This window comes from Amycolatopsis balhimycina FH 1894, assembly GCF_000384295.1.
In the GTDB taxonomy this organism is placed as follows: domain Bacteria; phylum Actinomycetota; class Actinomycetes; order Mycobacteriales; family Pseudonocardiaceae; genus Amycolatopsis; species Amycolatopsis balhimycina.
Genome location: NZ_KB913037.1, coordinates 4,358,530 through 4,384,753, shown reverse-complemented (window position 1 = coordinate 4,384,753; position 26,224 = coordinate 4,358,530). Strand labels below are relative to the sequence as shown.

26 protein-coding genes and 2 riboswitches are annotated in these 26,224 nt (G+C 71.4%); of the genes, 13 read left to right on the top strand and 13 right to left on the bottom strand.

What is annotated here, in order from left to right:
- Positions 1 to 70: 70 nt before the first annotated feature.
- Positions 71 to 892 carry an SGNH/GDSL hydrolase family protein gene (locus A3CE_RS0119355; protein ID WP_020641762.1) on the bottom strand — a complete coding sequence of 274 codons (822 nt, stop codon included), beginning with the start codon at positions 890 to 892 and terminating at the stop codon, positions 71 to 73.
- A gap of 269 nt (positions 893 to 1,161) precedes the next feature.
- Between A3CE_RS0119355 and A3CE_RS0119350 the strand changes: the two genes are divergently transcribed.
- Complete coding sequence (locus A3CE_RS0119350; protein WP_020641761.1) at positions 1,162 to 1,824, top strand: DUF3159 domain-containing protein; 663 nt, start codon at positions 1,162 to 1,164, stop codon at positions 1,822 to 1,824.
- Between the two features lie 110 nt (positions 1,825 to 1,934).
- On the opposite strand, the gene A3CE_RS0119345 is transcribed toward A3CE_RS0119350, so the two are convergent.
- Together A3CE_RS0119345 and A3CE_RS0119340 are read right to left on the bottom strand one after the other, a co-directional pair.
- Complete coding sequence (locus A3CE_RS0119345; protein WP_020641760.1) at positions 1,935 to 2,891, bottom strand: N-acetylglucosamine kinase; 957 nt, start codon at positions 2,889 to 2,891, stop codon at positions 1,935 to 1,937.
- Positions 2,888 to 3,934, bottom strand: coding sequence for an SIS domain-containing protein (locus tag A3CE_RS0119340; RefSeq protein ID WP_084641633.1), 1,047 nt, complete (start codon positions 3,932 to 3,934; stop codon positions 2,888 to 2,890). The genes A3CE_RS0119345 and A3CE_RS0119340 overlap by 4 nt, the downstream gene beginning before the upstream one ends.
- Positions 3,935 to 4,082: 148 nt before the next feature.
- Here A3CE_RS0119340 and A3CE_RS0119335 point away from each other — a divergent pair, with 148 nt between their 5' ends.
- Both A3CE_RS0119335 and A3CE_RS0119330 read left to right on the top strand, forming a co-directional pair.
- A complete protein-coding gene (locus A3CE_RS0119335; protein WP_020641758.1) occupies positions 4,083 to 4,838 on the top strand; it encodes a GntR family transcriptional regulator in 756 nt (251 codons plus the stop codon).
- A 43-nt stretch (positions 4,839 to 4,881) separates the two neighbouring features.
- On the top strand, positions 4,882 to 6,405 hold the full coding sequence (locus A3CE_RS0119330; protein ID WP_020641757.1) for an MFS transporter: 1,524 nt from the start codon (positions 4,882 to 4,884) through the stop codon (positions 6,403 to 6,405).
- A gap of 48 nt (positions 6,406 to 6,453) precedes the next feature.
- On the opposite strand, the gene A3CE_RS0119325 is transcribed toward A3CE_RS0119330, so the two are convergent.
- Positions 6,454 to 7,401, bottom strand: coding sequence for a threonine ammonia-lyase (locus tag A3CE_RS0119325; RefSeq protein WP_020641756.1), 948 nt, complete (start codon positions 7,399 to 7,401; stop codon positions 6,454 to 6,456).
- A gap of 146 nt (positions 7,402 to 7,547) precedes the next feature.
- Between A3CE_RS0119325 and A3CE_RS0119320 the strand changes: the two genes are divergently transcribed.
- A complete protein-coding gene (locus tag A3CE_RS0119320) occupies positions 7,548 to 8,282 on the top strand; it encodes a hypothetical protein (protein ID WP_020641755.1) in 735 nt (244 codons plus the stop codon).
- Between the two features lie 57 nt (positions 8,283 to 8,339).
- On the opposite strand, the gene thiE is transcribed toward A3CE_RS0119320, so the two are convergent.
- Positions 8,340 to 8,999 (bottom strand): thiamine phosphate synthase, encoded by a 660-nt coding sequence (thiE, locus tag A3CE_RS0119315; protein WP_020641754.1) that lies wholly within the window; start codon positions 8,997 to 8,999, stop codon positions 8,340 to 8,342.
- A 31-nt stretch (positions 9,000 to 9,030) separates the two neighbouring features.
- Positions 9,031 to 9,136: riboswitch (TPP riboswitch) on the top strand.
- On the opposite strand from thiE, the gene thiO reads away from it, so the two are divergent.
- From thiO to A3CE_RS0119295, 4 genes are all read left to right on the top strand, one after another.
- On the top strand, positions 9,130 to 10,215 hold the full coding sequence (gene thiO / locus A3CE_RS0119310; RefSeq protein WP_020641753.1) for a glycine oxidase ThiO: 1,086 nt from the start codon (positions 9,130 to 9,132) through the stop codon (positions 10,213 to 10,215). It overlaps the preceding riboswitch by 7 nt.
- Entirely contained in the window at positions 10,215 to 10,415 is a 201-nt protein-coding gene (thiS, locus tag A3CE_RS0119305) for a sulfur carrier protein ThiS (protein WP_020641752.1), read from the top strand. Before thiO ends, thiS begins: the two co-directional genes overlap by 1 nt.
- A 1-nt stretch (position 10,416) precedes the next feature.
- Entirely contained in the window at positions 10,417 to 11,175 is a 759-nt protein-coding gene (gene thiG, locus A3CE_RS0119300; RefSeq protein WP_020641751.1) for a thiazole synthase, read from the top strand.
- A gap of 97 nt (positions 11,176 to 11,272) precedes the next feature.
- Positions 11,273 to 11,698, top strand: coding sequence for a MarR family winged helix-turn-helix transcriptional regulator (locus A3CE_RS0119295; RefSeq protein WP_020641750.1), 426 nt, complete (start codon positions 11,273 to 11,275; stop codon positions 11,696 to 11,698).
- Positions 11,699 to 11,868: 170 nt separating this feature from the next.
- Here the strand turns inward: A3CE_RS0119295 and thiD (A3CE_RS0119290) are convergent, their stop codons facing one another.
- Positions 11,869 to 12,696 (bottom strand): bifunctional hydroxymethylpyrimidine kinase/phosphomethylpyrimidine kinase, encoded by an 828-nt coding sequence (gene thiD, locus A3CE_RS0119290; RefSeq protein WP_026468656.1) that lies wholly within the window; start codon positions 12,694 to 12,696, stop codon positions 11,869 to 11,871.
- A gap of 111 nt (positions 12,697 to 12,807) precedes the next feature.
- Between thiD (A3CE_RS0119290) and A3CE_RS0119285 the strand changes: the two genes are divergently transcribed.
- Positions 12,808 to 13,818 carry a phosphatidylinositol-specific phospholipase C domain-containing protein gene (locus tag A3CE_RS0119285; RefSeq protein ID WP_020641748.1) on the top strand — a complete coding sequence of 337 codons (1,011 nt, stop codon included), beginning with the start codon at positions 12,808 to 12,810 and terminating at the stop codon, positions 13,816 to 13,818.
- On the opposite strand, the gene thiD (A3CE_RS0119280) is transcribed toward A3CE_RS0119285, so the two are convergent.
- From thiD (A3CE_RS0119280) to A3CE_RS0119270, 3 genes are all read right to left on the bottom strand, one after another.
- Entirely contained in the window at positions 13,808 to 14,605 is a 798-nt protein-coding gene (gene thiD, locus A3CE_RS0119280) for a bifunctional hydroxymethylpyrimidine kinase/phosphomethylpyrimidine kinase (RefSeq protein WP_020641747.1), read from the bottom strand. The two genes, A3CE_RS0119285 and thiD (A3CE_RS0119280), sit on opposite strands and share 11 nt — an antisense overlap.
- Positions 14,602 to 16,239, bottom strand: coding sequence for a phosphomethylpyrimidine synthase ThiC (gene thiC, locus A3CE_RS0119275; protein ID WP_026468655.1), 1,638 nt, complete (start codon positions 16,237 to 16,239; stop codon positions 14,602 to 14,604). The genes thiD (A3CE_RS0119280) and thiC overlap by 4 nt, the downstream gene beginning before the upstream one ends.
- Positions 16,234 to 16,354: riboswitch (TPP riboswitch) on the bottom strand. (Overlaps the previous gene by 6 nt.)
- 49 nt (positions 16,355 to 16,403) lie before the next feature.
- Entirely contained in the window at positions 16,404 to 17,315 is a 912-nt protein-coding gene (locus A3CE_RS0119270) for a S1C family serine protease (protein ID WP_020641745.1), read from the bottom strand.
- 200 nt (positions 17,316 to 17,515) lie between these two features.
- Here A3CE_RS0119270 and A3CE_RS0119265 point away from each other — a divergent pair, with 200 nt between their 5' ends.
- A complete protein-coding gene (locus tag A3CE_RS0119265; protein WP_020641744.1) occupies positions 17,516 to 19,681 on the top strand; it encodes a glycoside hydrolase family 15 protein in 2,166 nt (721 codons plus the stop codon).
- A gap of 65 nt (positions 19,682 to 19,746) precedes the next feature.
- Here A3CE_RS0119265 and A3CE_RS0119260 read toward each other — a convergent pair whose 3' ends face one another.
- Positions 19,747 to 20,325, bottom strand: coding sequence for a peptide deformylase (locus A3CE_RS0119260; protein ID WP_020641743.1), 579 nt, complete (start codon positions 20,323 to 20,325; stop codon positions 19,747 to 19,749).
- Between the two features lie 155 nt (positions 20,326 to 20,480).
- Here A3CE_RS0119260 and A3CE_RS0119255 point away from each other — a divergent pair, with 155 nt between their 5' ends.
- Together A3CE_RS0119255 and A3CE_RS0119250 are read left to right on the top strand one after the other, a co-directional pair.
- Positions 20,481 to 20,789 carry a DUF3263 domain-containing protein gene (locus A3CE_RS0119255; protein ID WP_020641742.1) on the top strand — a complete coding sequence of 103 codons (309 nt, stop codon included), beginning with the start codon at positions 20,481 to 20,483 and terminating at the stop codon, positions 20,787 to 20,789.
- Positions 20,786 to 21,406 (top strand): LytR C-terminal domain-containing protein, encoded by a 621-nt coding sequence (locus A3CE_RS0119250; protein WP_026468654.1) that lies wholly within the window; start codon positions 20,786 to 20,788, stop codon positions 21,404 to 21,406. Before A3CE_RS0119255 ends, A3CE_RS0119250 begins: the two co-directional genes overlap by 4 nt.
- A gap of 130 nt (positions 21,407 to 21,536) precedes the next feature.
- Here A3CE_RS0119250 and A3CE_RS0119245 read toward each other — a convergent pair whose 3' ends face one another.
- The 3 genes from A3CE_RS0119245 to A3CE_RS0119235 form a co-directional block, all read right to left on the bottom strand.
- On the bottom strand, positions 21,537 to 23,804 hold the full coding sequence (locus A3CE_RS0119245) for an AAA family ATPase (RefSeq protein ID WP_026468653.1): 2,268 nt from the start codon (positions 23,802 to 23,804) through the stop codon (positions 21,537 to 21,539).
- Positions 23,805 to 24,047: 243 nt separating this feature from the next.
- Entirely contained in the window at positions 24,048 to 24,995 is a 948-nt protein-coding gene (gene pssA / locus A3CE_RS0119240) for a CDP-diacylglycerol--serine O-phosphatidyltransferase (RefSeq protein ID WP_020641739.1), read from the bottom strand.
- A gap of 3 nt (positions 24,996 to 24,998) precedes the next feature.
- On the bottom strand, positions 24,999 to 25,721 hold the full coding sequence (locus A3CE_RS0119235; RefSeq protein WP_020641738.1) for a phosphatidylserine decarboxylase: 723 nt from the start codon (positions 25,719 to 25,721) through the stop codon (positions 24,999 to 25,001).
- A 247-nt stretch (positions 25,722 to 25,968) separates the two neighbouring features.
- On the opposite strand from A3CE_RS0119235, the gene A3CE_RS55275 reads away from it, so the two are divergent.
- The gene (locus A3CE_RS55275; RefSeq protein ID WP_084641630.1) at positions 25,969 to 26,193 is read left to right on the top strand and encodes a hypothetical protein; all 225 of its coding nucleotides are present in this window, start codon (positions 25,969 to 25,971) and stop codon (positions 26,191 to 26,193) included.
- The last annotated feature ends 31 nt before the right edge of the window (positions 26,194 to 26,224 follow it).

The following is a 26,224-nucleotide window of genomic DNA, read 5'->3' as shown; positions in this document are numbered from 1 at the left end:
CTTCAGGAACTCTGAGTTCCTCAAGGAGGCCTTCACGGCATCGAGCCAGGGGCAAGGGGACCCGGACTCTTCAGCTGGCCTGCTGCCGGGCGTTGTCCGGCACCTCGAGCACCTCGAGCACGTCCAACGGCACCAACGGCGCCAGCTGCGGCCGCTTCGGTGACAAGCCGTCCCCCATCGACTCGCCCCGGAGCTGGCGGCGGATCCAGGGCAGCAGGTGCACCTTCGTCCACGTCAGGTCCGAACGCCGCGAGTCGATCCAGCGGCTGGGGAGGACCTCTTCCGGCCACGGCTCGCGCCAGTCGCGCTCCAGGGGGATGCCGAGTGCCTCCGCCGCCCTCAGGGCGATGCGGTAGTGGGCTTCCGGGGAGAAGTGGAGGCGGTCGTCGCTCCAGGCGCGGCGGTCGTGCAGGGGGTCCATCGTCCACAGGTCGACCATGCGGGCGCCGTGGCGGTCGGCGATCGCCCACAGGTTCGTGTTGTAGATCGCCACCTTGCCGCGCAGCACCGACATCACCGACAGCACCTTGGTGTCCGGGCCGTTGAACATCAGCACCGGGATCCCGGCCTCGCGCAGCTTCGCGACGCCTTCCTCCAGGCGCTCCGTGACAGCGTCGACGTCCGCCCCCGGCACGATGATGTCGTTGCCGCCCGCGCACAGCGTCACCAGGTCGGGCTTCAGCTCCAGCGCGATCGGCAGCTGCTCGTCCAGGATCTCGTCGAGCATCTTGCCCCGCAGCGCCAGGTTGGCGTACCTGAAGTCGCTCCGGCCCGCCGCCAGGATCTCCGCGAGCCGGTCGGCCCAGCCCCGGAACGAGCCGTCCGGCAGGTCGTCGTTGAGGCCCTCGGTGAAGCTGTCCCCGATGGCTACGTAGCTGTCGATTCCGTACACGTTGGGTCCCCTTCCCATCCTGCGGCCGACACACCCCGACATGTAGTTGTACACCTCAACTATCGCACCCCCACGATGCGTCCACCGTCACCTCGGGTTCAGCCTGCGGCAACAGTGTCTTATCTTGTCGGCCTTTCCCGCCTCCGTATTACGCGCTCTTCACCCTTGGCATGCCGTGAAACAGCACACTCGGAGGTAAACCTGGCACCCGATGTGGCGAAAATCTCCCCGCCCGGAGCGTCCCGGGCCGGATCCGGCAGGCTGGACACGTGTCCGGAGAACCCCGTGAGTCGCTCGCGCAGATCCTCGGTGGCCGCCGGGGCGCACTCGACGCCAGTATCCCGCCCGTCGGCTTCGTCGCCGGCTGGCTCGCGGCCGGGCAGTCGATCGCCTGGGGCGCCGGCGCCGCCGTCGGGGTCGCCGTCGCGCTCGGCACCTACCGGATCGTGCGGGGTGGCAAGGTCCGCGCGCTGGTCGTGAGCCTGGCCGCGGTCGTCGCCGCCGCGCTGATCGCCCTGCACACCGGCCGCGCCCAGGACTTCTTCCTGCTGCAGCTGATGTCCAACGTGGCCAGCGCCCTGCTGTGGGCGGCCAGCATCGTCGTCCGCTGGCCGCTGCTCGGCGTCGTCGTCGGCCTGGTGCTCGGCCAGAAGGCGCGCTGGCGGCGTGACCCGGTGCTGCTGAAGGCGTACTCGCGGGCCAGCTGGGTGTGGGTGTTCGGCCAGTACGCGCTGCGGGTGGTGGTCTACGGCCTGCTGTGGTGGTCCGGTCAGGTGATCGCGCTCGGCGTGGCCCGCACGGTGCTGTCCTGGCCGCTGGTCGCGCTGACTGTCGCGGTGAGTGGCTGGGTGCTCTACCGGGCGTTGCCGCCGGAGCATCCCGGCCTGCGCCTGGCCCCGGAGACCGGCTCGGACGACGTACCCAGGACATAAGGCGGCCCCCGGCGAGGGGGGAGGGTCCGGGGGCCACTGCCTACGTTACCCGGACTACCCGGGTTCAGTCGACGGTTTCGCGTCTTTGCGCCGCGTTTTGCTCAATCTCTTTACAGCCGGGGTCTCGGCGTCCCCTCGCCGAAGGCCGCCACGGCGGCGAGCCAGGCCGCCCCGAGGACCCCATCGGAGCTGGTCAGCACCTCGAGACCGGCCAATCCGCGGCGCACGAGCGCGCCGACCGGGCTGGTGCCGGTGAGCACCGAGCCGACGAGCACGACCGGAGTCGACTCGCCGGGCTCGCGCGCGGCGAGGGCGTTCGCGACCAGATGGCCGGCCGCGCGGGCGACGATCTCGAGCGCCGCGGGCTCTCCCGCGTCGTGCGCCGCGCTCACCAGAGGCGCGAACCGGGCGAGCCGGACGGGCGCCTCGGCGTTGGCCGTCGTGATGAGCGCCCGTGACGCGGCGAGCCGCCCGGCGTCGGTCCGGACGTCCAAACCGGACGGTTCGAGCGCGGCGGCGAGCACCGCGGACGGCAGCCCCTCGATCGGGAGTCCCCGCCCGAGCGCCTCCAAAGTGGAACGGACTGCCTCGCGGCCGAGCCAGAACGCGGATCCTTCGTCGCCGAGCAGCCAGCCGTAGCCGCCCGCGGTGCCGGCGAGACGGCGCTTCCGGATCCGGCCCGCGATCGACCCCGTGCCGGCGACGAGGACGGTTCCGTCCGGCGCCGGCGTCGCCGACGCGTACGCCACTTCGGCGTCGGTGACGGTCCGGACCACCCCGGAGAGCCCGATCCGCGCCCACGCCGCGTCGAAGACCGCCGCTACCGCCGGGTCGCTGAGCTTGCTGACCCCGGCCATGCCGACGACGCACGCCCGCACGTCGCCGGGGTCGCGGTCGCCCAGCGCCGCGGTGATCGCGTCCGCGATCCGGCCCGCGGCGACCTCGGGCGCGTGCGCGTTGGGGTTGGCGCCTTCGCCGCGTCCGGTGCCCAGTACCGCGCCGGCGGCGTCGACCAGGGCGGCCCTGGTCGACGTGCCGCCGGCGTCGACGCCTACCGCGAAGCTCACCGGGTCTTGGTGACCTTCAGCAGGCCACGCGGGTTGTCGGGGTCGCCGCCGCGGGCGAGCGACAGGCCGAGGGCGATCCGCTGGACGGGCAGGATCTCCAGGATCGGCGCCAGCTCCTCGACGGTCTGCGGGACGTCGATGCGCAGGGCCGCCGGGGTCTCCGCCGACGCCGAACCGACCGCGACGACGTCCGCGCCGCGCTTGCCGACGGCGTCGATGACCTCGCGCATCGCGTCCGCGCCGTGCCCGGCGCTGGTCAGCGCGAGCACGGCGGTCTGGTCGTCGACCGCGGCGACCGGGCCGTGCAGGAGGTCGGCGCCGCTGTACGCGCGGGCGGCGAGGTAGCTCGTCTCGGCGAGCTTGAGCGACGCCTCCAGCGCGGTCGCGTAGGAGTAGCCGCGGGCGGTGGTGAGGACGCGGTTCACGAACCGGTACCGGTCGACCGCGCGCTGCACGCCCTCGGTGGCGCCGTCGAGAGTCTGCTGCGCGAGTTCGCCGATCTTCTCGGCGTCGGCCGCCTTGCCGCCGCGCACCGCGTCGATGAGCAGGTAGAGCGCCATCAGCGTCGCGGAGTACGTCTTGGTCGCGGCGACGGCCTGCTCGACGCCCGCGCCGATGTCGACGCCGAGCTCCGAAGCCGCCCGCAGCGGCGAGTCCGGCGTGTTGGTGACCGACACCGTCAGCGCGCCCTGACGCCGCGCTGTTTCGGTCACTTCGATCAGGTCGGGCGAGCCGCCGCTCTGGCTGACCGTGACGAAGAGCACGTCGCGCAGATCGGGCCGGGCGCCGTAGAGCGTCGCGGTGGAAGGCGAAACCAGACCAGCCGGAAGGCCGAGAAGTACCTCGATCAGGTACTTCGCGTACAACGCTGCGTGGTCGCTCGATCCACGCGCGGCGAGCAACGCGAACCGTGGCGGCCGTTGTGAGATCTTTTCCGCCACCCCGGCGATTTCCGCCTGACGCGCCACCAGTCCCGCCAGGACGTCCGGCTGCTGGGCGATCTCCGCGGCCATGTGCGCGCCGGGCCGTTGTTCGGTCATCATTTTCCTCTCCACCTCCGGCATTATGTACCGGACTCAGGCGGCGTCGGTCAGGTCTAGACCAATGTTATAGGGGCGGCGTGTTTGGGGAAAAGGGTACGTTTCTTACGGGGACATGGCGTGCGATGAGGGAAGACATAGGGAGCCGGGCATGTTGGAGACCACCACCACGGGCGAGGCGGGCGCCGTCGCCGGGATGCGCGGGCAGCGCGAGCCCAAATACTGGGCGCTGAAACAGCACCTCCTCGATCTCCTGGACGTGCTGCCGCCGGGGTCGCCGATCCCGACCGAACGCGCGCTCGCCGGGGAGTTCACGGTCTCCCGCACCACCGTGCGCCAGGCGCTGGCCGACCTGACCGCCGAAGGCCGCCTGCACCGTGTGCAGGGAAAAGGCACCTTCGCGGCCGAACCGAAGCTCGCGCAGCGGCTCCAGCTGTCGTCCTACACCGAGGACATGCGCAGGCAGGGCTTGAAGCCGTCGTCGAAGCTCCTCGAGGTCGAGGAACTGCCGGTCGAGGGTGACCTCGCGAAGCTGCTCGGAATCCGCACGGGCGCGAAAATCCTTCGCCTTCGACGGCTTCGACTGGCCGATTCCCAGCCGATGGCCCTGGAGACGACGCACCTTCCGCTCGGCCGTTTTCGCGGACTGCGCAAGCACGTTTCGGCCGGCGGATCGTTGTACGCCGTTCTACGCGAGCACTACGGCGTCGAACTGGAGCGCGCGGAAGAGACGATCGAGACGTCGCTGGCCGGGCCGCAGGAAGCGGAGATGCTCGGCGCGGACGTCGGCATGCCGGTGCTGATGCTGACCCGCCACTCGTTCGCCACGGACGGGAAGCCGGTCGAGTTCGCCCGCTCGGTCTACCGGGGCGACCGCTACAAGTTCGTCACCACGCTGCTGCCGTAGGCGGCGGTTGACGGGGATCGGCGGGCACGGTGGAGTTGGGCGCGTGACTGCGACTGAAGACACCGGGATCCGGTGGGGCACCCACGCCGCGCGAGGCGTGCTCGCGACCACGATCCTCGGGTCGGGCATGGCGATGCTCGACGGCACCATCGTCAACGTCGCCCTGCCCCGCATCGGCGCCGAGCTGAACGCCTCCGTCGCCGGGCTCCAGTGGATCCTCGACGGCTACATGCTGGCGCTGGCCGCGCTCATCCTGGTCGCCGGTTCGCTCGGCGACCGGTACGGCAGGCGCCGCATGTACCTCATCGGCGTCGTCTGGTTCGGCGTCGCCTCCGGGCTGTGCGCCGCCGCGACGTCCACCGAGATGCTCGTCGCGATGCGCGTCCTGCAGGGCGTCGGCGGTGCCCTCCTGACGCCGGGGTCGCTGGCGATCCTCCAGGCGTCCTTCGCGCACGACGCCCGCGCCCGCGCGATCGGCGCCTGGTCCGGCCTCGGCGGCATCGCGGCCGCCGCCGGGCCGCTGCTCGGCGGCTTCCTCGTGCAGGTCTGGTCGTGGCGGCTGGCGTTCCTGATCAACTTGCCCATCGCCGTCGCCGTGGTCCTCATGGCGCGGAAGTTCGTCCCCGAATCGCGTGACCCGGACGCGACCGGCCACCCGGACTTCGGCGCCGCCGCGCTCGGCGCGGTCGGCCTCGCCGGGATCACCGGGGCGCTCGTCGAGGCGCCCGGCCGCGGCATCGGCGACCCGATCGTGCTGGTCGCGGGCATCATCGGGCTCGCGGGACTGGTCGCGTTCGTCGTCGTCCAGCACCGTTCGGCGGAACCGCTCGTGCCGCCGTCGCTGTTCCGCGACCGCACGTTCACGCTCTCGAACGCCCTGACGTTCGTCGTCTACGCGGCCCTCGGCGGCGTCATGATGCTGCTGGTGATGCAGCTGCAGGTGTCACTGCACTACTCGCCGACGGCGTCCGGCCTGGCCGGGCTGCCGCTCACGGTGATCATGCTGTTGCTCTCCGGCCGCTCCGGCGCGCTCGCGCAGCGCATCGGACCGCGCTTGCAGCTGGTCGTCGGCCCGATCGTGGTCGGCATCGGCATGCTGCTGATGCTGCGCATCGCGCCCGGCGCGTCCTACCTCGGCGCCGTGCTGCCCGCGGTGGTCGTGTTCGGGCTCGGCCTGGCGACAGTCGTGGCCCCGGTGACCGCGACGGTGCTCGCCGCGGCCCCGGACCGCTTCGCCGGCGTCGCCTCCGGCGTCAACAACGCCATCGCCCGCTCGGGCGGCCTGCTCGCGGTGGCGGTGCTGCCCGCCGCGGCCGGGCTGACCGGCGAGGCGTACGCCGACCCGGTCGCGCTCACCGCGGGCTGGCGGACGGCGCTGGTCATCTGCGCGGCGCTGGCGATCGCCGGCGGGCTGATCGCGCTGGGCATCCACAACGGCGTCCTGGAGTCCCCCACACCCGCGAAGCCCGACGACGAGCGCCCCCACCTGGGCGAGTGCTACCACTGCGGAGTCGAAGGCCCGCCGACGCACGTCCGCAGCGGCGGGACCCCGGTCGCCGGCTCGTAGCGCCCGAGCGCCCCAATGCCACATCGGGGCGCTTGAGGTCGGCACAGGTCAGGCGAGGATTTCGGCGAACATGGCCGGGTCCGCGTTGCCCCCGGAGACGATGGCCACCGTGCGGCCGGCGGGCAGCTCGCCGGCGTGGGACAGGTACGCCGCCGTTGTCACGGCGCCGCTGGGCTCGGCCACCAGCCGGGCCTGCCGCGCCAGCGTGCGGACGGCGTCGCGGATCTCGTCCTCGGTGACCGTGACCATGTCGTCGACGACCTTCCGCAGGTGCGCGAAGGTCAGGTCGGACGGTTGCGCGCGCAGGCCGTCGGCGATCGTGCGGGCCCGGTCCGCCACGGGCCAGTCGACCCGGTGGCCGAGGCGCAGCCCCTCGGTTGCGTCGCCGGCCAGTTCGGGCTCGACGCCGATCACGCGGGCCTGCGGGCAGCGGGCCTTGATCGCGGTGCCGACGCCGGAGGCCAGCCCGCCGCCGCTCACCGGCACGAGCACGACCTCGACGTCCGGCAGGTCTTCGGCGATCTCGAGGCCCACCGTGCCCTGCCCGGCGATGATGGCCGCGTCGTCGAAGGGGGGCACGAGGGTCAGCCCGCGTTCGACGGCCAGTTCGTGCGTTTTCGCCTCGAGTTCGCTCATCGGCACCTCGATCACTTCGGCGCCGTACGAGCGGGTGGCCTCGACCTTGATCCGCGGCGCGCCGTCCGGCACGACGATGACCGCGGGCACGCCGTACCGCTGCGCGGCGTACGCGACCGCCTGCGCGTGGTTGCCGCTCGAGTGGGCGATGATGCCGCGAGCGCGGATCGCGTCGTCGAGAGTGCCGATCGCGTTGAAGGCGCCGCGCACCTTGAACGCGCCGACCGGTTGCAGATTCTCGGGTTTGAGCCACAGGGTCTTGCGGGGATCCCAGGTCTGGAGCAGCAGGGGCGTGCGCACTGCGACACCTTGGACGCGCTTCGCGGCGGCCTCGATGTCTGAGATCGTCACCAGTTCCATCTGCCGAGTATGTCAAGAAACCGTTCGATCCGGAGTGTCTAATTTGGACAGACGGAGTGGTCCTCCTCACGAACTGGCAACGGGGGGAGTGCCTCGCGCGCCTTAGCTGTTGGACAGGGGAGAAGACGACTACCTAGATCGGGATCATGAGCAAGGAGAACGTAGCGACTTCGGAGGAGAAGGAAGCCAAGCCGGGCCTGCGGATAGCCCAGGTCCTGGCGGCGGCGCTGGCGGCGGTGACCGCGGCGCTGCTCGGATCGACGCTGGGCGTGGCGGGCACGGTGGCCGGCGCCGGCGTGGCGAGCGTGGTGTCGACGGTCGGCAGCGAGCTGTATCTGCGCTCGCTGCAGCGCACCCGCGAGGCGGCGCTCAGGGCGCGCCAGCTGGCGACGTCGGGAATCCGGCGGCGAGGACCGGCCGTGGACATCACCGACCAGCCGACAGTCCAGCTCAAACCGCCGGAACAGGCGCCTACGGGGCTGTCGTCCCGGCTGCGGAAACTGCGCTGGCCGCTGATCATCGGCACGAGCGCGGTGGCGTTCGTGGTGGCGATAGTGTCGATCGTCGGCTTCGAATCGGCAACGGGCACCCAGGTCGGCGGCGGCACGGGCGAGAGCATCGGCAAGATCCTCGGCGGCGGAGGGGGCAAGCCGGACAAGACCCCGTCGACGACCCCGACGGCCCCGGCGAACGACACCCAGGTGTCCCCGACGGACACGACCACGACGCCCTCGGACACGTCGACGGCCCCGACGACCTCGTCGGAGTCCCCGACACCGACCCCGAGCACGACGACCCAGCAACCGTCGACCTCGGCCCCGGTCGCGACGGCGACCCCGCCGACCAGCAAGGGTGCCGCCGCGACGACTCCGGCCCCGTGACAGTCAGGAGGGGCACCCTCATGGACATAAGAGCCATGAGGGTGCCCCTCATGCACGTCAGGGCAGGCGGGCGCGCAGTTCCCGCGCCGCGGCGGCGGGGTCCTCGGCCTCGGTGATCGCGCGGACCACCACGATCCGTGCCGCACCTGCCTCCAGCACCGAAGGCAGCCGGTCGCCGTCGATGCCGCCGATCGCGAACCACGGCCGGTCCGGGGTCCAAGCCGCCGTCGCGCGCACCAGGTCCAGGCCCGGCGCCGGGCGGCCCGGCTTCGTCGGCGTCGGCCAGCACGGGCCCGTGCAGAAGTAATCCACCCCAGGTTCCGCCGCCGCGGCGAGGGCCTCGTCGAGAGAGTGCGTCGACCGGCCGATCACGACCTCGTCGCCCAGAATCCGGCGGGCCAGCGGGACCGGGATGTCGTCCTGGCCCAGGTGGAGCACGTCCGCTCCCACCGCCAGGGCCACGTCGGCGCGGTCGTTCACCGACAGCAACGCTCCGTGCCGGGCGCAGGCCTCGGCCAGGACCTCCAGCGCCGCGATCTCGCCGGCGGCTTCCAACGCCCCGGTCTTGTCGCGCAGCTGGATGATGTCGACGCCGCCGGACAGCGCCGCGTCCGCGAACGCCGCCAGGTCGCCGCGGTTCGTTCGGGCGTCCGTGCACAGGTACAGGCGCGCCGCGTCGAGGCGGGCTCGGATCTTGTCACCGGAAAGGGCGGGCATAGCGGCGACCGTACCCGGCGAGCTAGGCTGAACGCGTCCGCACGGGAGCCCGAGGCACGGGCTGAGAGGGAGCTGCCGCTCCGACCGTGGAACCTGATCCGGGTCATGCCGGCGCAGGGAGCGTGATTCCATGACGAACCTGACAACGAACCTGGCAGTGGTGGGCGGCGGCGTGATCGGCCTGTCCACGGCGTGGCGAGCCGCGTGCACCGGCAGAAAAGTCACCCTCTACGACCCCGAACCCGTGCGCGGCGGCGCGTCCTGGCTGGCCGGGGGCATGCTCGCCCCCGTCACCGAGGCCTGGCCGGGCGAGGAGGACGTGCTCCGCCTCGGTGAGGAGTCCCTCCGCCGCTGGCCCGGCTTCGCGCGCGAGCTGCAAAAAGAAGGCGTCGACCCCGGTCTGGCCGGGCACGGGACGCTCGTCGTCGCCTTCGACAGCGCCGACGCCGGGCACCTCGACATCCTCGCCGGCTACCTGCACTCGATCGGGCGTGCCGCGGAACGCCTTACCGGCCGCGAGGCCAAGCGGCTCGAACCCGGCGTCGGGTCCGTCCGAAGTGGACTGCACGTGCCCGGCGACTTGGCCGTGGACAACCGGAAACTCCTCAACTCGCTGTACACCGCCTGCGAGAACCACGGCGTCCGATTCAAGCACGAGCGCGTGGAAGAGCTCCCTGACGCCGAGGCCGTCGTGCTCGCCGCGGGCGCCTGGACCGGCCGGCTGCACCCCCGGCTCGCCGACGCCGTCCGCCCGCTCAAGGGCGAGATCCTCCGGCTCCGGCCCCGACGCGGCTGCCTGCCGCCGCCGGAACGCACCGTCCGGGCCGTCGTCGAAGGCCGCCCGATCTACCTCGTCCCGCGCGGCGACCAGGAGCTCGTCCTCGGTGCCACCCAGTACGAGGCGGGCTTCGACCAGGCCGTCACCGCACGCGGCGTGCGCGAGCTGATCGAGGGCGCCGAACGCGTCTTCCCCGCGATCACCGAGTACGAGCTGGTCGAGACCGCCGCCGGCCTGCGCGCCGGCAGCCGGGACGCGCTGCCGTACCTCGGCGTCTTGGACGGCAGTGTTTTTGCCGCCACCGGGCACCACCGCAACGGCCTGCTGATGGCCCCGGTGACCGCGGACGCCGTGGTCGCCTGGCTCGAGGGGGCGAAGCCGCCCGAAGGCACCGAAGCCGCTTCGCCCGCCCGCCTGCACCAGAAGGAGCACGTCTGATGGAGATCAAGGTCAACGGCGAGTGGACGGAGTTCCCCGACGGCGCGACCGTCGCCGACGTCCTCGACGCCACCGGCGGGCAGCGACCCGGGATCGCCGTCGCGGTCGACGGCGTCGTCGTCCGTCGCGCCGACTGGCCCGCCACCGCTGTGCCAAAGGGCGCGGGCGTCGACGTGCTCACCGCGGTCCAGGGAGGCTGAAATGGACGAAGAACCGCTGGTCATCGGCACCACCAAGCTGACGTCCCGGCTGATCATCGGCACCGGCGGCGCGGCCAACCTCGCCGTCCTCGAACGCGCGCTGGTCGCGTCCGGCACCGAGCTGACCACCGTCGCCATGCGCCGCGCCGACGCCGAAGGCGGCTCTGGCGTCCTCGAACTCCTGAAAAGGCTCGGCATCGAGCTGCTGCCGAACACCGCGGGCTGCCGCACGGCCGCCGAAGCCGTCCTGACCGCGCAGCTCGCGCGGGAAGCCCTCGAGACCGATCTGATCAAGCTCGAGGTGCAAGCCGACGACCGGACGCTGCTGCCGGACCCGATCGAGACCCTCGACGCCGCCGAGCGGCTGGCCGCCGACGGGTTCACCGTGTTCGCCTACACGAACGACGACCCGGTGCTCGCGCTGCGCCTGGAGGAGGCCGGCTGTGCCGCGGTGATGCCGCTGGGCGCGCCGATCGGCACCGGCCTCGGCATCCGGAATCCGCACAACGTCGAGCTGATCGTTTCGCGGGCGGGCGTGCCGGTGATCCTGGACGCCGGAATCGGCACGGCCTCGGACGCGACGCTGGCGATGGAGCTCGGCTGCGACGCCGTGCTGCTGTCCACCGCCGTCACCCGGGCGTCGGACCCCGAACGGATGGCGGCGGCGATGCGCTCGGCCGTCGTCGCCGGCCACCTGGCGCGCGGTGCGGGTCGCGTGCCGCAGCGCTTCTGGGCGCAGGCGTCGAGTCCACCCCGGTGAACCGGAGTGCCTTCACACCGTCTGCCCACCACGAGCCCGTAAGGTGGACGGCATTTCCGGCGCACCCGCGGCGGGGCGAAGGTAGAAGGAGCCAGCCGTGACCACATCGGTTCAGGACGTCTCGGGCAGGTTGTACCTCGCCGTCGGCAGGCTGTCCCGGTCACTGCGGCAGGCGGGCGTGCCGGGGCCCGGCCACGGCGCCATCTCGGCGCTCGCGACGCTGGTGCACGCGGGCCAGCTCCGGCTCGGCGACCTCGCGGCCAAGGAGGGCGTCGCCGCGGCGACGATGTCGCGGATCATCGCGTCCCTGGTCGAGGCCGGGTACGTCAGCCGCGAGTCCGACCCGGTCGACCGGCGGGCGTGGCTGGCCAAGGCGACCGAAGAGGGCGAGCGGCTCGTCTCCGGCGTCCGGTCGACCCGCGTGCAGGAGCTGAACCGGCGTCTCGACCGGCTTTCGCCCGAGCATCGGGAGGCGCTGACGGCGGCGATCCCGGCCCTCGAGGCCCTGATCGCGGACGACTGAGGCTTATTCTGGTTAGGCCGCCGTGCCCCGCGCGCATACCGCTGATCAGGGCAAAATCATGCGGCGGCCGAGCTCTTCGAGGACCTTCGCGACGCGCGCGCGTCCGGTCAAGGCCGCCCCCTGCTTCGGTCAAGGATCAGTAAGCGCAGGGATGGTAGCCGGGTGGTCGCTCAGCGCTCTTCGGGAGCCAGCCGCCAGAACGCCGAGACCGGGCCGACCTTGGCACCCATCGGGTAGGCGTGCTCGACGGCGTGCGAGACGAACCACTTGCCGTACCGCGCGGCCTCGACGACGGACATCCCCTTGGCCAGGCCCGCGGTGAGCGCCGACGCCATCGTGTCGCCCGCGCCGTGCGTGTGCGGGGTCGCGTAGCGCCGCCCGGGCAGCTCCACGAACGTCGAGCCGTCGAAGAGCAGGTCGACGCACTCGGGGTCGGCTTGCAGGTGCCCGCTCTTGACCAGGACGTACCGCGGGCCCATCCGGTGCAGGACGACGGCCGCGGTGTGCATGCCCTCGCGGTCGGTCACGGTCATCCCGGTGAGCAGCCGGACCTCGTCGAGGTTCGGGGTCAGCACGGTCGCGCGCGGGAGGAGTTCGTCGCGCAGCGCGTGCAGGCCGGCCGCGTCGAACAGCGGGTGGCCGTGCATCGACGCCGCCACCGGGTCGACCACGAACGGGATCCGGGCGTTCCGGCCGATCTCCGCGTTGTCGCACGCGATCGCGACCGCCTGGATGATCTCGGCCGAGGCCAGCATGCCGGTCTTCGCCGCGCCGACGCCCATGTCCGCCGCCACGGCTTCGATCTGCCCGGCCACGATGTGCGGCGGCAGGTCGGCTCGGTCGTGCACGCCCAGGGTGTTCTGGACGGTGACGGCGGTGACCGCGACCAGACCGTGCACACCGCACGTCAGGAAGGTGCGCAGGTCCGCCTGGAGCCCGGCGGCGCCACCGGAGTCCGATCCGGCGATGGTCAACGCCGAAGGAGGGCTCGTGGTCATGGTTTTCCCGACTTCTGGTCTAGTCCAACTGGTCGCATTTGCTTCATCAACAGTCAACCACGGTGGCACATTGTGGGGGCTACTCACCAGTTCACGGGCGAAGGAGCCTGGATGAAGCTCTTCTCGGTGGTATTCCTCACGGCCGCGCTCACTCTCTCCGGAGCGACCGCCGCCAACGCGGACAGCCCGAAGCTCTCCCACGTCACGACCGTCGGCGTGCACAACACGTATGACCCGGCGGCCTACGGCTACCTCGCCCAGGCGCTCGACGCCGGTTCGTCGCTGATCGAGCTGGACGTCTGGCCGGACTTCTTCACCCACGAGTGGAAGGTCAGCCACTCGAACCCGCTGGGGAACCAGAACAACTGCGTCGCGGCGACTTCGGCGGCGCAGCTGTATTCGGGCGGGAAGAACAAGAACCTGGAGTACTGCCTCGACGACATCCGGATCTGGCTGGCCGCCCACCCCGGGCACACGCCGATCACGCTCAAGCTGGAGATGAAGACCGGCTTCTCGGACAACACCGGGATGGGCCCGGACGAGCTGGACGCGACGTTCCGCTCGCACCTCGGCAGCGTCGCCTTCCGTCCCGCCGAGCTGCTGGGGAGCTACGGCACGCTCGACGACGCGGCCAAAGCGGACAACTGGCCGTCCGTGGACGCGTTGCGGGGCCGCGTGATCACCGAGATCATCCCGGGCACGGTCGAGGAGGGGAACCCGACCGACACGCTGCACACGGACGTCGAGTACGCGCGGTACCTGGTCGGCCTCAAGAACGCCGGCAAGCTCGGCGACGCGAACATCTTCCCGACCGTGCACGGCGCGGCCGGCGGAGACCCGCGGGACAAGTACACCGCCGACCTCAAGCCGTGGTTCGTGGTGTTCGACGGCGACGCGAACGCGTGGGTGACCCAGACCGGGCCGGGGTGGTACGACGCCAACCACTACTACGTCGTGATGACCGACGGCCAGAACGTCGCCCCGGCCATCGACGCTCACAACCCGACCGTCGAGCAGGCCAACCAGCGTGTCGCCGACTTGGCGAAGCAGCACGCATCGGTGGTCACTTCGGACTGGACCGGGCTCACGACGGTGCTGCCTCAGGTACTGCCTAGGGGTTGAGCACCCAGAACGGCGAGACGGGGCCGACACCCGCACCCAGCGGGTAGGCCTCGGCCACGCAGCGTTCGATGAACTTCTTCCCCGCGGCGACGGCGTCCGGCACCGAAGCGCCCTTCGCCAGCGATGCCGTGATCGCCGACGCCAAGGTGTCGCCGCCGCCGTGGGTGTTCTCCGTGATGTACCTCGGTCCGCTCAATTCGATGAATTCACGGCCGTCCGAGAGCAGGTCGACGCAGTCGGTCGTGCCCTGCATGTGGCCGCCCTTGACCAGGACCCACTGCGAGCCGAACTCCAGCAGGGCCTCGGCGGCGGTCCGCTGCGAAGCAGCGTCGACCACGGAAACACCCGTCAGCAGCCGGACTTCGTCGAGATTCGGCGTGATCAGCGTCGCGCGGGGGAACAGCTCCGTGCGGATCGCCTCCAGGGCGTCCTCGCGCAGCAGGGCGTGTCCCGTCATCGACGCCGCCACCGGGTCGACCACGAACGGGAAAGGCCCGACTTCGTCCAAGGTTTTCGCGACCGCGCGGATGATCTCCGCCGTCGCCAGCATGCCCGTCTTGGCGGCGTTGACGCCCATGTCCGACGCCACCGCCTTGATCTGCGCGGTGACGACGTCGGCCGGGATCTCGGTGAAACCCTGTACGCCCAGGGAGTTCTGGACGGTGACCGCGGTCAGCGCGACCAGCCCGTGGACACCGTGGGCGAAGAACGTGCGCAGGTCCGCCTGGATGCCCGCACCACCGCCGGAGTCGGACCCGGCGATGGTGAGGGCCGTCCGTGGTGTCATGGCCCGACCACGGGGAGGTAGACCTTGTTCCCCGACTCCGAGAACTCCGCCGACTTCTCCGCCATGCCGGCCTCGATGGCCTCCACAGTGGACAGTCTGTGTTCCTCGGCGTACTTGCGGACGTCCTGCGTGATCCGCATCGAGCAGAACTTCGGCCCGCACATCGAGCAGAAGTGCGCGGTCTTGGCCGGCTCGGCGGGCAGCGTCTCGTCGTGGAACGACCGTGCCGTGTCCGGGTCGAGCGAGAGGTTGAACTGGTCGTTCCAGCGGAACTCGAAACGCGCCTTGGACAGCTCGTCGTCCCACTCCTGCGCGTACTGGTGCCCCTTGGCCAGATCCGCGGCGTGCGCGGCGATCTTGTACGTGATCACGCCGGTCTTGACGTCGTCGCGGTTCGGCAGGCCGAGGTGCTCCTTCGGCGTGACGTAGCACAGCATCGCCGTGCCGTACCAGCCGATCTGCGCCGCGCCGATGGCCGACGTGATGTGGTCGTACCCCGGCGCGATGTCCGTCGCGAGCGGGCCGAGGGTGTAGAACGGCGCCTCGCCGCAGAGCTTTTCCTCCAGCTCCACGTTCTCCTTGATCTTGTGCATCGGCACGTGGCCGGGGCCCTCGATCATCACCTGGACGTCGTGCGAACGCGCGATGTGCGTGAGTTCGCCGAGCGTCTCCAGCTCGGCGAACTGGGCGCGGTCGTTGGCGTCGGCGATCGAACCGGGGCGCAGGCCGTCGCCGAGGGAGAACGTGACGTCGTACTGCCGCAGGATCTCGCAGAGTTCCTCGAAGTGCGTGTACAAAAAGGACTCTTTGTGGTGCGCCAGGCACCACGCGGCCATGATCGAACCGCCGCGGCTGACGATCCCGGTGACGCGCCGCGCGGTCAGCGGGATGTACCGCAGCAGCACGCCGGCGTGCACGGTGACGTAGTCGACGCCCTGCTCGCACTGCTCGACGATGGTGTCGCGGTAGACCTCCCACGACAGCTTTTCCGGATCCCCGTCGACCTTTTCGAGGGCCTGGTAGATCGGCACGGTGCCGACCGGGACCGGTGAGTTGCGGACGATCCACTCGCGTGTTTCGTGGATCCGCTTGCCGGTGGACAGGTCCATGATCGTGTCGGCGCCCCAGCGGGTGGCCCACACCATCTTGTCGACCTCTTCCTCCACTGAGGACCAGACGGCCGAGTTGCCCATGTTGGCGTTGATCTTCACCAGGAAGTTCTTGCCGATGATCATCGGCTCGGACTCGGGGTGCTTGCGGTTGACCGGGATCACCGCGCGGCCGCGAGCGACCTCGTCGCGCACGAACTCCGGCGAAACCCGTTCCCGCGCGGCGACGTACTCCATCTCGCGGGTGATGACGCCCTGTTTCGCCCAGCCGAGCTGGGTGTTGTGCTCGCGCCCGTCGGCCCAGCCGGCCCGCAGCCGGTGCAGTCCACTGTGGACGTCGATCGCGGCGTCGGGATCGGTGTACGGGCCCGAAGTGTCGTAAACGTCGAAGTGCTCACCGTTGGACAGGTCGATCCGCCGTGCCGGGACGCGGAGCCCGGATTCGGTCTGGTGGTACACCTTGTGCGAGCCCGTGATCGGACCCGTGGTCACCTTTACGGCAGCATTGTTCTCAAGCGTCGTCAACGACTTTCACTCCCTACGCCGGCATTACCCGGTCAGGTTCATGCGGTCGGTGACGCCTGCGAAACGCAAGTCACCCTCTCAGCCCGCCATGGCGCGAGCTCCCGCGGTGTTTGGTTGTGCCCCGACCATGCCACGCCGGAGCGGGATACTCAAGTCCGCTCACCTCACCCGACCAGTTCGGCGGGGGTGGCGTAGACGTCGACCATGGCGCCGTTGCGCAGCACGGTGATCGGCAGTGCGGTGCCGATCACTTCCGCGAACAGCTGCCGCTGGATGCCCTGGGCGTCCGAGACTCGGGCGCGCCCGACCGTCAGCACGAGGTCGCCCGCCCGGAGGCCCGCCCGGTCCGCGGGGCCGCCGGAGACCACTTCGTGCACGCGCAGCCCGGCGCTCTGCCCGGTGCGCTCGGCGATGTCGTCCGGCAGCGGTGCGGGCACGCCGACGACGCCGAGGTACGCGCGCCGCACCCGGCCTTCGACGACGAGCGTGTCGATGATCCGCCGCGTGGTCGCGTTGATCGGCACCGCGAGCCCGAGGCCGATTCCGGCGACCGCGGTGTTGACGCCGACGACGCGGCCGGCGGAGTCGGCGAGTGCGCCGCCGGAGTTGCCCGGGTTGAGCGCGGCGTCGGTCTGGATGACGTCTTCGATCACGCGCCCGGCGCGGCCGTGGCGCACCGGGAGGGCGCGGCCGAGCGCGCTGACGACCCCGGCGGTGACGGTGCCGGAGAAGCCGAGCGGGTTGCCGACGGCCACGACGAGCTGCCCGACGACGAGCCGGTCGGCGTCCCCGAGCACCGCGGGCGGCGGGGTCTCGCCGCGAGCCCGCAGCACGGCGAGGTCGGACAGCGGATCGGCGCCGACGACGTCGAACGGCACCTCGCTGCCGTCGGCGAAGATCGCGACGCCCCGCCGGTGGTCGTCGACGACGTGGGCGTTGGTGAGCAGGTGGCCGTCTTCGGCGAAGACGACCGCCGAGCCGCTGCCGCGGCCGAGCTGCACCCCGGCGACGTGCGGGGTGACGGTCTTCGCGACACTGCTGACCGCGCGCGAGTAAGCGTCCATCGCGTCGTCCATGGGCACCTCGATTACACCGTTGCAGGTACTACAAGTGTGCGCCCGGTTCGGCGGGAAAGCCGTTCGCTGCTGGAGAACCGGCCGCCCGATCAGTGACGGTCAGTGGTTCACCGGATTGGGGCATGTATCCGGCAGAAATCGGCGGCAGACTGCCAGGCGCTTCTGTAACGGTGCAGAGGCGATCTTTCTGTGGGGTTGATATGCGCAAACTCATGTTCGGCGCCCTCGCCGGGCTGCTGGTCACCGGCCTGATCCCGGGGATCGCGGCAGCTCAGGGCGAGGCTCCCGGCGCCCCGGGTGCCCATCCCAGCTGGCTCCCGGCGAACAAGACCGGTTTCGGCACCGCGCACGACCGGTCGAGCAACGTCTGGTTCACCCTCCAGGGTGGCCAGCTGTCCGAGGTCTACTACCCGGACCTGTCGACGCCCAGCGTCCGGTCGCTGAACTTCGTCGTCACCGACGGCCGCGGCTTCGCCGTCACCGACTACTCGGCGAAGTCGCAGCAGGTCCGGCGGACCGGCGACGACAGTTTGAGTTACGAGCAGACCATCACCGACGACCAGCACCGCTGGCGCCTCCGCAAGACCTACGTCACCGACCCGGCCGCCACGACCGTGCTGGTCGACGTCGACTTCCAGTCGCTCACCGGGCGGCCCTACCAGCTCTACGCGGTCGCCGACCCGGACCTGACCAACGACGGCTCCGACGACTCGGCCGCCCGTTCGGGGGACGCCGTCACCGCGCAGGACGCGGCGAACGCCGCCGCCCTGACCGCGAAGCCCGCCTTCACGAAAACCAGCGTCGGCTACGCGGGCGTGTCCGACGGCAACACGCAGCTCGCGAAGACGTTCAAGCTGACCCAGTACGACAGCGCCGCGAAGGGCAACGTCGTGCTCGCCGGGCAGACGACCGCCGACGGCCTGTGGAACCGGCACGTCACCCTCGCGCTCGGCATGGGTGCGAAGGCCGCCGACGCGCTCGGCAGCGCGCAGGCGTCGCAGCGACGCGGCGTCCGCGACATCACCCGCGCGTACGACCGCGGCTGGGAGCAGTACCTGCGTGGTGTGAGCAAGCCGCCGTCGTCGCTGAAGACCCGCGCCGAACGCGACCTCTACAAGGCGTCGATGCTGACGCTGGCCGCGAGCGAGGACAAGCACCACCCGGGCGCGTTCATCGCGTCGCCGAGCATGCCGTGGCGGTTCGGCAACAACGACCCGGAGTGGTCGCCGTCCGGCACCTACCACCTGGTCTGGCCGCGTGACCTCTACCAGATCGCGACCGGGCTGGCCGCCGGCGGCGACACGGCCGCCGCGAACCGTGCCGTCACCTACATGTTCGGCACGCAGCAGCAGCCCGACGGGCACCTGCCGCAGAACAGCCGCGTCGACGGCGTGCCGTACTGGACGTCGATCCAGCTCGACGAGACGTCGTTCCCGATCGTGCTGGCCCAGCAGCTCGGCCGGACCGACCTGTGGCCCGGCGTGCGGAAGGCCGCCGACTTCATCCTCGGGTACCGGGGGCCGAACGGGCAGGCGTCGCCGTACACGCAGCAGGAGCGTTGGGAAGAGCAGGACGGCTGGTCCCCGTCGACCATCGCGTCGGTGATCGCCGGGCTGGTCTGCGCCGCCGATCTGGCGTCGCACAACGGCGCGTCCGCGGACGCCGCCCGGTACCTCGCCGCGGCCGACAAGTTCAAGGCCGACCTGCCGAAGCAGACGATCACCACGAACGGGCCGTTGTCGAAGGACCCGTACTTCGTCCGGCTCACCAAGGACGGCAACGCGAACGCCGGGACGACGTACAACCTCGGCAACTCCAGCGTGACGATGGACCAGCGCGCCGTCGCCGACGCGGGTTTTCTCGACCTGGTCCGGCTCGGCGTCTACCGCGCCGACGACCCGGTGATCCGGAACAGCACTCGCGTCACGGACAAGAACATCGCGTTCACCACGCCGACCGGCCAGTTCTGGCACCGCTACACGAAGGACGGCTACGGCGAGCAGGCCGACGGTTCGCCGTGGGACTACACGTTCCCGGCGGAGAGCCGCACGACGTTCGGGCGGTTGTGGCCGCTGCTCGCCGGCGAACGCGGCGAGTACGAGCTGACGCTCGGCGATCCCGCGTCGGCCGCGCGGCGGCTGCGTGACCTCGGCCGGGTGAGCAGCTCGGCGGAGACCATGCCGGAGCAGGTGTGGGACGAGAACCCGCCGTCGGGACAGACCGGCTTCCCGGCCGGTACGCCGACGACGTCGGCGACCCCGCTGGCCTGGACGCACGCCCAGTACGTCCGGCTCGCCTGGGACGTCAAGGCCGGCGCGGTCCTGGAGACCCCGCGGGTGGTCCGCTGCCACTTCCTCGGCTGCTGAAAGGTCCGTGAATGGCACATTGAGGGACTCTAAGTCCCTCAATGTGCCATTCACGGACCTGTCGGTCAGATGACGGCGCCGTCGTCCTCGGGGGTGCGCGGCGGGAGCCACGAGTTGCCCGGGACGCCCCATTTGTTGTGCTTCAACATCTTCTTCGCGGCGCGCGCGTGCCGGCCGACCAAGCGGTCGAGGTAGATGTACCCGTCGAGGTGGTCGGTCTCGTGCTGCAGGCAACGCGCGAAGTAGCCGGTGCCCTCGACCTCGATCGGGGCGCCGTCGACGTCGGAGCCGGTCACCTTCGCCCACTTGGCGCGGCCCGTCGGGTACGACTCGCCGGGCGCCGACAGGCAGCCCTCCCAGTCGTCGTCCGGGTCAGGCATGGTCTCCGGGATCTCCGACGTCTCCAGCTTCGGGTTGACGACGACGCCCTTGTGCCGCACGCCCTCGTCGTCCGGGCAGTCGTAGACGAACACCCGCAGGTCGAGGCCGATCTGGTTGGCCGCCAGGCCGACGCCCTCGGCGGCGTACATCGTCTCGAACATGTCGCCGACGAGCGTGCGCAGCTTCTCGTCGAACTCGGTGATCTCCCGAGTCGGCTGGTGCAGCACGGGTTCGCCGGCGATAACGATGGGGTGGATGGTCACGGCGAGCCAGTTTAGTCGGACCCCTCTGGTAGACCTGCATCAGACCGTGACGCGCCGACGTCGATGCCCACGTCGGCGTGCTGATCCGTGGTTGAATGACGCCCGCGGAGGAGCTAGGTCTGATTCGCCATGACGCCCGATTGAGAGGGACCCGGATGGACGCCGCGGAGTCGATGGCTGAGCCGCAGCCGTCGCCGCCGAAGCCCGTGCCCGGCCTGACCGAACGCGAGGTCGAGATGCTCGCCTTCGAGCGTCAGTGGTGGCGGCACGCCGGGGCGAAGGAGAACGCCATCCGCGAGCGCTTCGATCTGTCCGCCACGCGCTATTACCAGCTGCTGAACAAGCTGCTGGAGAAGCCGGAGGCGATCGAGGCCGACCCGATGCTGGTGAAGCGGCTGCGCAAGACGCGCGCCGCCCGGCAGCGCAAACGTGGCGCCCGGCGACTGGGGATCGAGCTGAAATGAGCGTGTTTTCGGGTATGTCACGGCCGATGAAGGCCGCGGGCGTCGTGTTGGTCGGCGTGGCCATCGTCGCCGCCGTCATCGGCGGGATCTCCGCGCTGAGCGGGGGCGACGGAGCGAACGAAGCTGGACCGAGCGGCACTTCGACGCAGCCGGGCACGTCCGGCGGGACGTCGTCGCCGCCGGCCACGTCGTCAACGGCCACGCCGCCGTCGACTCCGGCTTCGCCCACCCCGTCGTCGCCGGCCTCGCCGCCGCCCGGGCAGCCGACGTCGCCCAAACCCGGCCAGCCGGGCGGTGACCAGCAGGCGTCCAACAAGTGGGTGACCGTCCGGGTCTACAACAACTCGCTGATCGAGGGCCTCGCGGCCCGCGCGGCCGACGACTTCACCCGGGCGGGCTGGAACGTCACCGAGAAAAAGGGTTATCCGTACGGCACCATCCCGGCGACGACGGCGTACTACCGCCCGGGCACCGACGAGGAAGCGGCCGCGAAGCAGCTCGCGCAGGAGTTCGGCTTCAAGGCCGAGCCGCGGTTCGAGGGCATCCAGGACGCGTCCCCCGGCGTGATCGTCATCGTGACGAAGGACTACGGGACCAACAGCCCCAAGGGCAGCTGACTTCCGGCTTCAGCGTGATCAGCGGGTCGACACGCGTGATCAGCGGGTCGACACGGTGTGGCCGGGTAACCGGCGTCGTGTCGACCCTTCAATCACGCGTGTCGACTCCTGAATCACGCGTGTCGACTCTTCAGTCACCGGCCTGGTTCTTCGCGTAGGCCTCCAGGGCGGCCAGCTGGGCCGGGTCGAGGCTCGGCCGGACGGTCTTGCGGGCCGCGTCGAGGTGCGCTGCGGTGACTTCGCGAGCCTCCAGAGACTCGCGCATCGCGGTCAACGCCGCTTCGCGGATCAGCGCGGCGCAGTCGGCGGCGGAGTAACCGTCCAGAGTGGACGCCACCGCGGCGAGGTCCACATCGGAACCGAGCGGCGTGTTCTTCGAACTCGCCGCCAGGATCGCGGCGCGGGCCTCGGCGTCCGGCGGTGGCACGTAGACGCGGCGCTCCAGCCGTCCCGGCCGCAGCAGCGCCGGGTCGACCAGCTCCGGCCGGTTCGTCGCCCCGAGGACGACGACCTCGCGCATCGGCTCGACACCGTCGAGCTCGGTGAGCAGGGCCGCGACCACGCGATCGGCGACACCCGAGTCGGACGACTGCCCGCGGCGCGGGGCCAGCGCGTCGATCTCGTCCAGGAAGATCAACGACGGCGCGGCCTCCGCGGCCCGGCGGAACAGCTCGCGCACCGCGCGCTCGGACTCGCCGACCCACTTGTCCATCAGCTCGGCGCCCTTGACCGCGAAGACGTTCAGCGCGCCGGTGCCGGCCAGCGCCCGCACGAGGAACGTCTTGCCGCCGCCGGGCGGCCCGTACAGCAGCACCCCGCGCGGCGGTTCGACGCCGAGCCGGGCGAACGAGTCCGGGTACCGCAGCGGCCACAGCACGGCTTCGGTGAGGGACTGCTTGACGTCGACCATGTTCCCGACGTCGTCGAGGGTCAGCCCGCCGGTGGCCAGGTTGTCCGAAGTGGACATCGAGACCGGCCGGACGGTGGCCAGCGCGTCGAGCAGGTCCTGCTGCGAGATGCGCGGCTCGTCGGTGTCGCGCTGGCGCAGCGCCGCCCGCAGTGCGGCGTCCCGGCGCAGGGCGATCAGGTCCGCCGCGACGAACCCCGGCGTCCGCTCGGCGAGTACACCGCAGTCGATGCCGGAATCGAGCGGGACGTCGCGGAGCAGGACGTTCAGCAGCTCTCGCCGGGTCTTCGCGTCCGGCAGCGCCAGGCCGAGCTCGCGGTCCAGCAGGTCGGCGGCGTGCAGCCGCGGGTCGGCCGACTCCGCGCGGGCCGTGGTCGCGACGACGGCGAACCGCTCGCGGCGCAACGCCGTCCGCAGCTCTTCGAGCACGACCGTGGCCACCGGCGGCGGCGTGGCCGCGGGCAGCAGCGCGTCGACGTCGGTGAGCAGGAGCACGGTGGGGCCGTTGGCCGAGCGGATCGCCTCGCGCAGGCGGGCCACCGCGACGTTCGGGTCCAGCACGGCGAGGTTCGGCGCGGCCACCGGTACCACGCGGATGTCCGCGTCGTGGGCCACCGACCGCACCAGCGTCGCCTTGCCGACGCCTTCGGGGCCGGACAGCAGCACGCCGAGGTGGGCGGGCGCGCCCAGCCGCGCCAGCAGCTCGGGCCGCTGGAAGGCGAGGTCGAACCACTCGGCGAGCTTGCGGGCGGCCGTCTCGGCGCCGATGAGGTCGGCCAGCGGCACGGCCGGTTCGGCGACCTCTTCGACCGTGACCTCGTCTTCGACGATCTCGGCGTCGATCCACTCCTCGGCCGCGGTGACGGCGGAGGTGCGGACCAGCGCGGTCGCCGTCCGGGGCGCGGCGGCTTCCGGCGCCGGCCGCACCCCGTCGCGCCAGGTGACCACTGTGGACGGTCCGACCGCCACGGTGCCTGCCGGTTCGGCCGCGGTGACGGTGAGCAGCTCGTTCGTCCAGGTCGCGCCGATCGCCCGCGACAGCTGGCCGCGCAGGCCGGCCGGGTCCGACCCCGGCGACGGCGCGAGGTCCTGCGGCAGCAGCGAAACGGCGTCGCCGACGGTGAGCACCTTGCCGATCAGGGAGAGCCGCAGCATGTGCGGGCTGAGCGAGACGCTGGCCAGCCGCGAGCCCGCGACGGTCACCGTCTTCGCCGCGGCGACCTCGGCCGGCGCGACGACGACCTCCGAGCCCTCGGTGACGCCCAGGTTCGACATCGTGACGTCGTCGGTGAGCAGCACCCCGGGCACGCCGGTCTCGTCGGCGGGGGCGGCGAGCGCGGCGCTGACCCGGGCACCGGTGAGGTGCACGGCGTCCCAGGCCCGCAGGCCGAGCGCGTCGAGGACTTCGGGATGCAGCCGGACGACGCCCCGGCGGGTGTCCAGCGCGGACGGCGTGTGCCGGACGGTCAGCGTGATCTGCGGGTGGCTCACGCCGTTCACCCTAGCGATCCGGCGTCCCCGGAGGAGCCGAGAACCCGTGTCGTCCCCCCAATCACGCGTGATGGCCCTTCAATCACGGGTGATCGCCGGACCGGAACGGCCGACTCGTGTGATCAGCGCCCGATCTCGCGTGACCCGGCCCGTGTCTCGCGTGATTGGGGACGGAACTCGCGTGATTGGGGACGGAACTCGCGTGATTGGAAGGTCATCTCGCGTGATTGGAGGGACGACACGCTACTTGCGGCGGAGGCCGATCTGGCGCCAGGTGCGGCGGCGCGGGCCTTGGCCGTTTTCGCTGCTTCGGGGGGTGCGGACCGTTTCGCGCGGCAACCTGACCGCGCGCATCGCCGCGCCTGCCACCCGGCGGCGCAGCGGCGGGCGCAGGCCGAGACGGCGGGTGGAGCGGGCGCGGCGGATGGCGCGGCGCTCGCGCGGCGGGACCGTCCAGGCCTCCGGGTGCGCGGCCAGCCAGCGGTGCCGGTAGACCGAGTACGGGATGTGCGCCAGGTACAGCACCATCGCCACGACCAGCGCGACCAGCGGGAACTGGATGATCGCCGCGGCCAGCAGGGCCACGCCGAGCAGCAGCGGCGCGATCGCCTTGGCCGGTGCCTTGACCGTCTTCAGCGACAGCGTCGGGATGCGGCTGATCAGCAGGGCCGCGATGGCGACCGTCCAGGCCCACACGACGTACTGCGACGACCACCATCCCTCGCCCCACTGCAGGGAGGCGACCAGCGGCAGCATCCCCAGCAGGCCGCCCGCGGGCGCCGGGACGCCGACGAAGAACTCGCTCGCGTACGGCGGCTGCTCGGTGTCGTCCAGCAGCGTGTTGAAGCGGGCCAGCCGCAGGATCATGCAGACGGCGAAGATCAGCGACGCCACCCAGCCGATCCGGTCCGCGCCGGTCTGCCACACGTAGATGACCAGCGCCGGCGCGACGCCGAAGGAGATGCCGTCGGACAGCGAGTCCAGCTCCGCGCCCATCTTCGACGTCGCGTCGAGCAGGCGGGCGATCCGGCCGTCCAGGCTGTCGAGCACCGCCGCGATGCCGATCGAGGCGATCGCCATCCCGTAGTTCCTGGTCAGCGCGAACTGCACGGCCGACAGGCCCGCGCACAGCGCCAGCACGGTGATGGCGTTCGGCAGCAGCCGGACGCCCGGGGTGGTCACGCGGACCATCGGTCAGCCTTCCGAAAGCGCGGGGAGTTCGGCGATCACGGTCTCGCCGCCGACCGTGCGCTGGCCCTTGGCCACGAGCACGCGCGAGCCCGGCGGGAGGTAGAGGTCCACCCGCGAGCCGAACCGGATGATGCCGTAGGTCGCGCCGGCGCCGACCTTGTCGCCCTCGCGGATCTCGCAGAGGATGCGGCGCGCGACCAGCCCGGCGATCTGCACCACGACGAGTTCGTGGCCGTCTTCGGTGCGCATCAGCACGGAGTTGCGTTCGTTGTCGTCGCTGGCCTTGTCGAGGTCGGCGGACAGGAACTTGCCCGGCCGGTAGGCCACCCGCTCGATCACGCCGTTCGCCGGCACGCGCTGGACGTGCACGTCGAACACCGAGAGGAACACCGACACGCGCATCCGCGGCTCGGCGGGCAGGCCGAGCTCGGCGGGCGGGACGGCTTCCTCGATCAGTGACACGAGGCCGTCGGCCGAGGCGAGCGCGACGCCGTCACGTGGCGGCGGGACCCGCTTCGGCTCGCGGAAGAACGCCGCCGTGGCGACGGTCGCGAGCGCGCCGACGAGCCCGAGGCGCTTGGAGAACCGGCGGGCGAGCAGCGTCGCGGCGACACCGCCCGCCACGAACGGGCGACCCGCGGGGTGCATGGGCGGCAGTGTTTCGCGCGCGAGCTGGAGAGCGTGCGCGACTGGGTTGCCGGCGGGCTCCGGCCGGGTGCCGCTCATGGTCGGGTCCCCTGGTTTCGTGTCGGAAGGACGGGTGGGCGCCGGGGTCCGGCGACCGCGTACGGGCGCCCCCACGCTACCGCTGCCCCAGGTGAGCGTGTCCGCGTCCCCCTGCCCGGTCCTCCGTGAGGGGGTCACCGCGGTGGGTGGGAATGATCGCCGCGCGGTAACACAAGGTCGATTTCGCCGATAACTCTGAGTAGTTGACGCCGCTCGGGGCGCTGCCCCGCCCGACCTGGGAGGACCGATGACCGATCGCCGCGATCCCGCCGACGCTCGTCTTCGCGATCTCCTGGGCGCGTGGCGTCAGGAAATCGACGAGGTGCCCGTGCCGCCGCTCGTCGACCCCGTCCGCGCCGTCGACGTGGTCATCGAGGCGAAGAGACGAAGCCGGGTGCATGCGCCCCCCGACGGCGCACGCACCCGGCCGCGGGATCAGGGCCTGCGAGACGCGCAGAACGACATACATTAGCCGCTGGGACGGCGTTGATCACGGTTTGTCC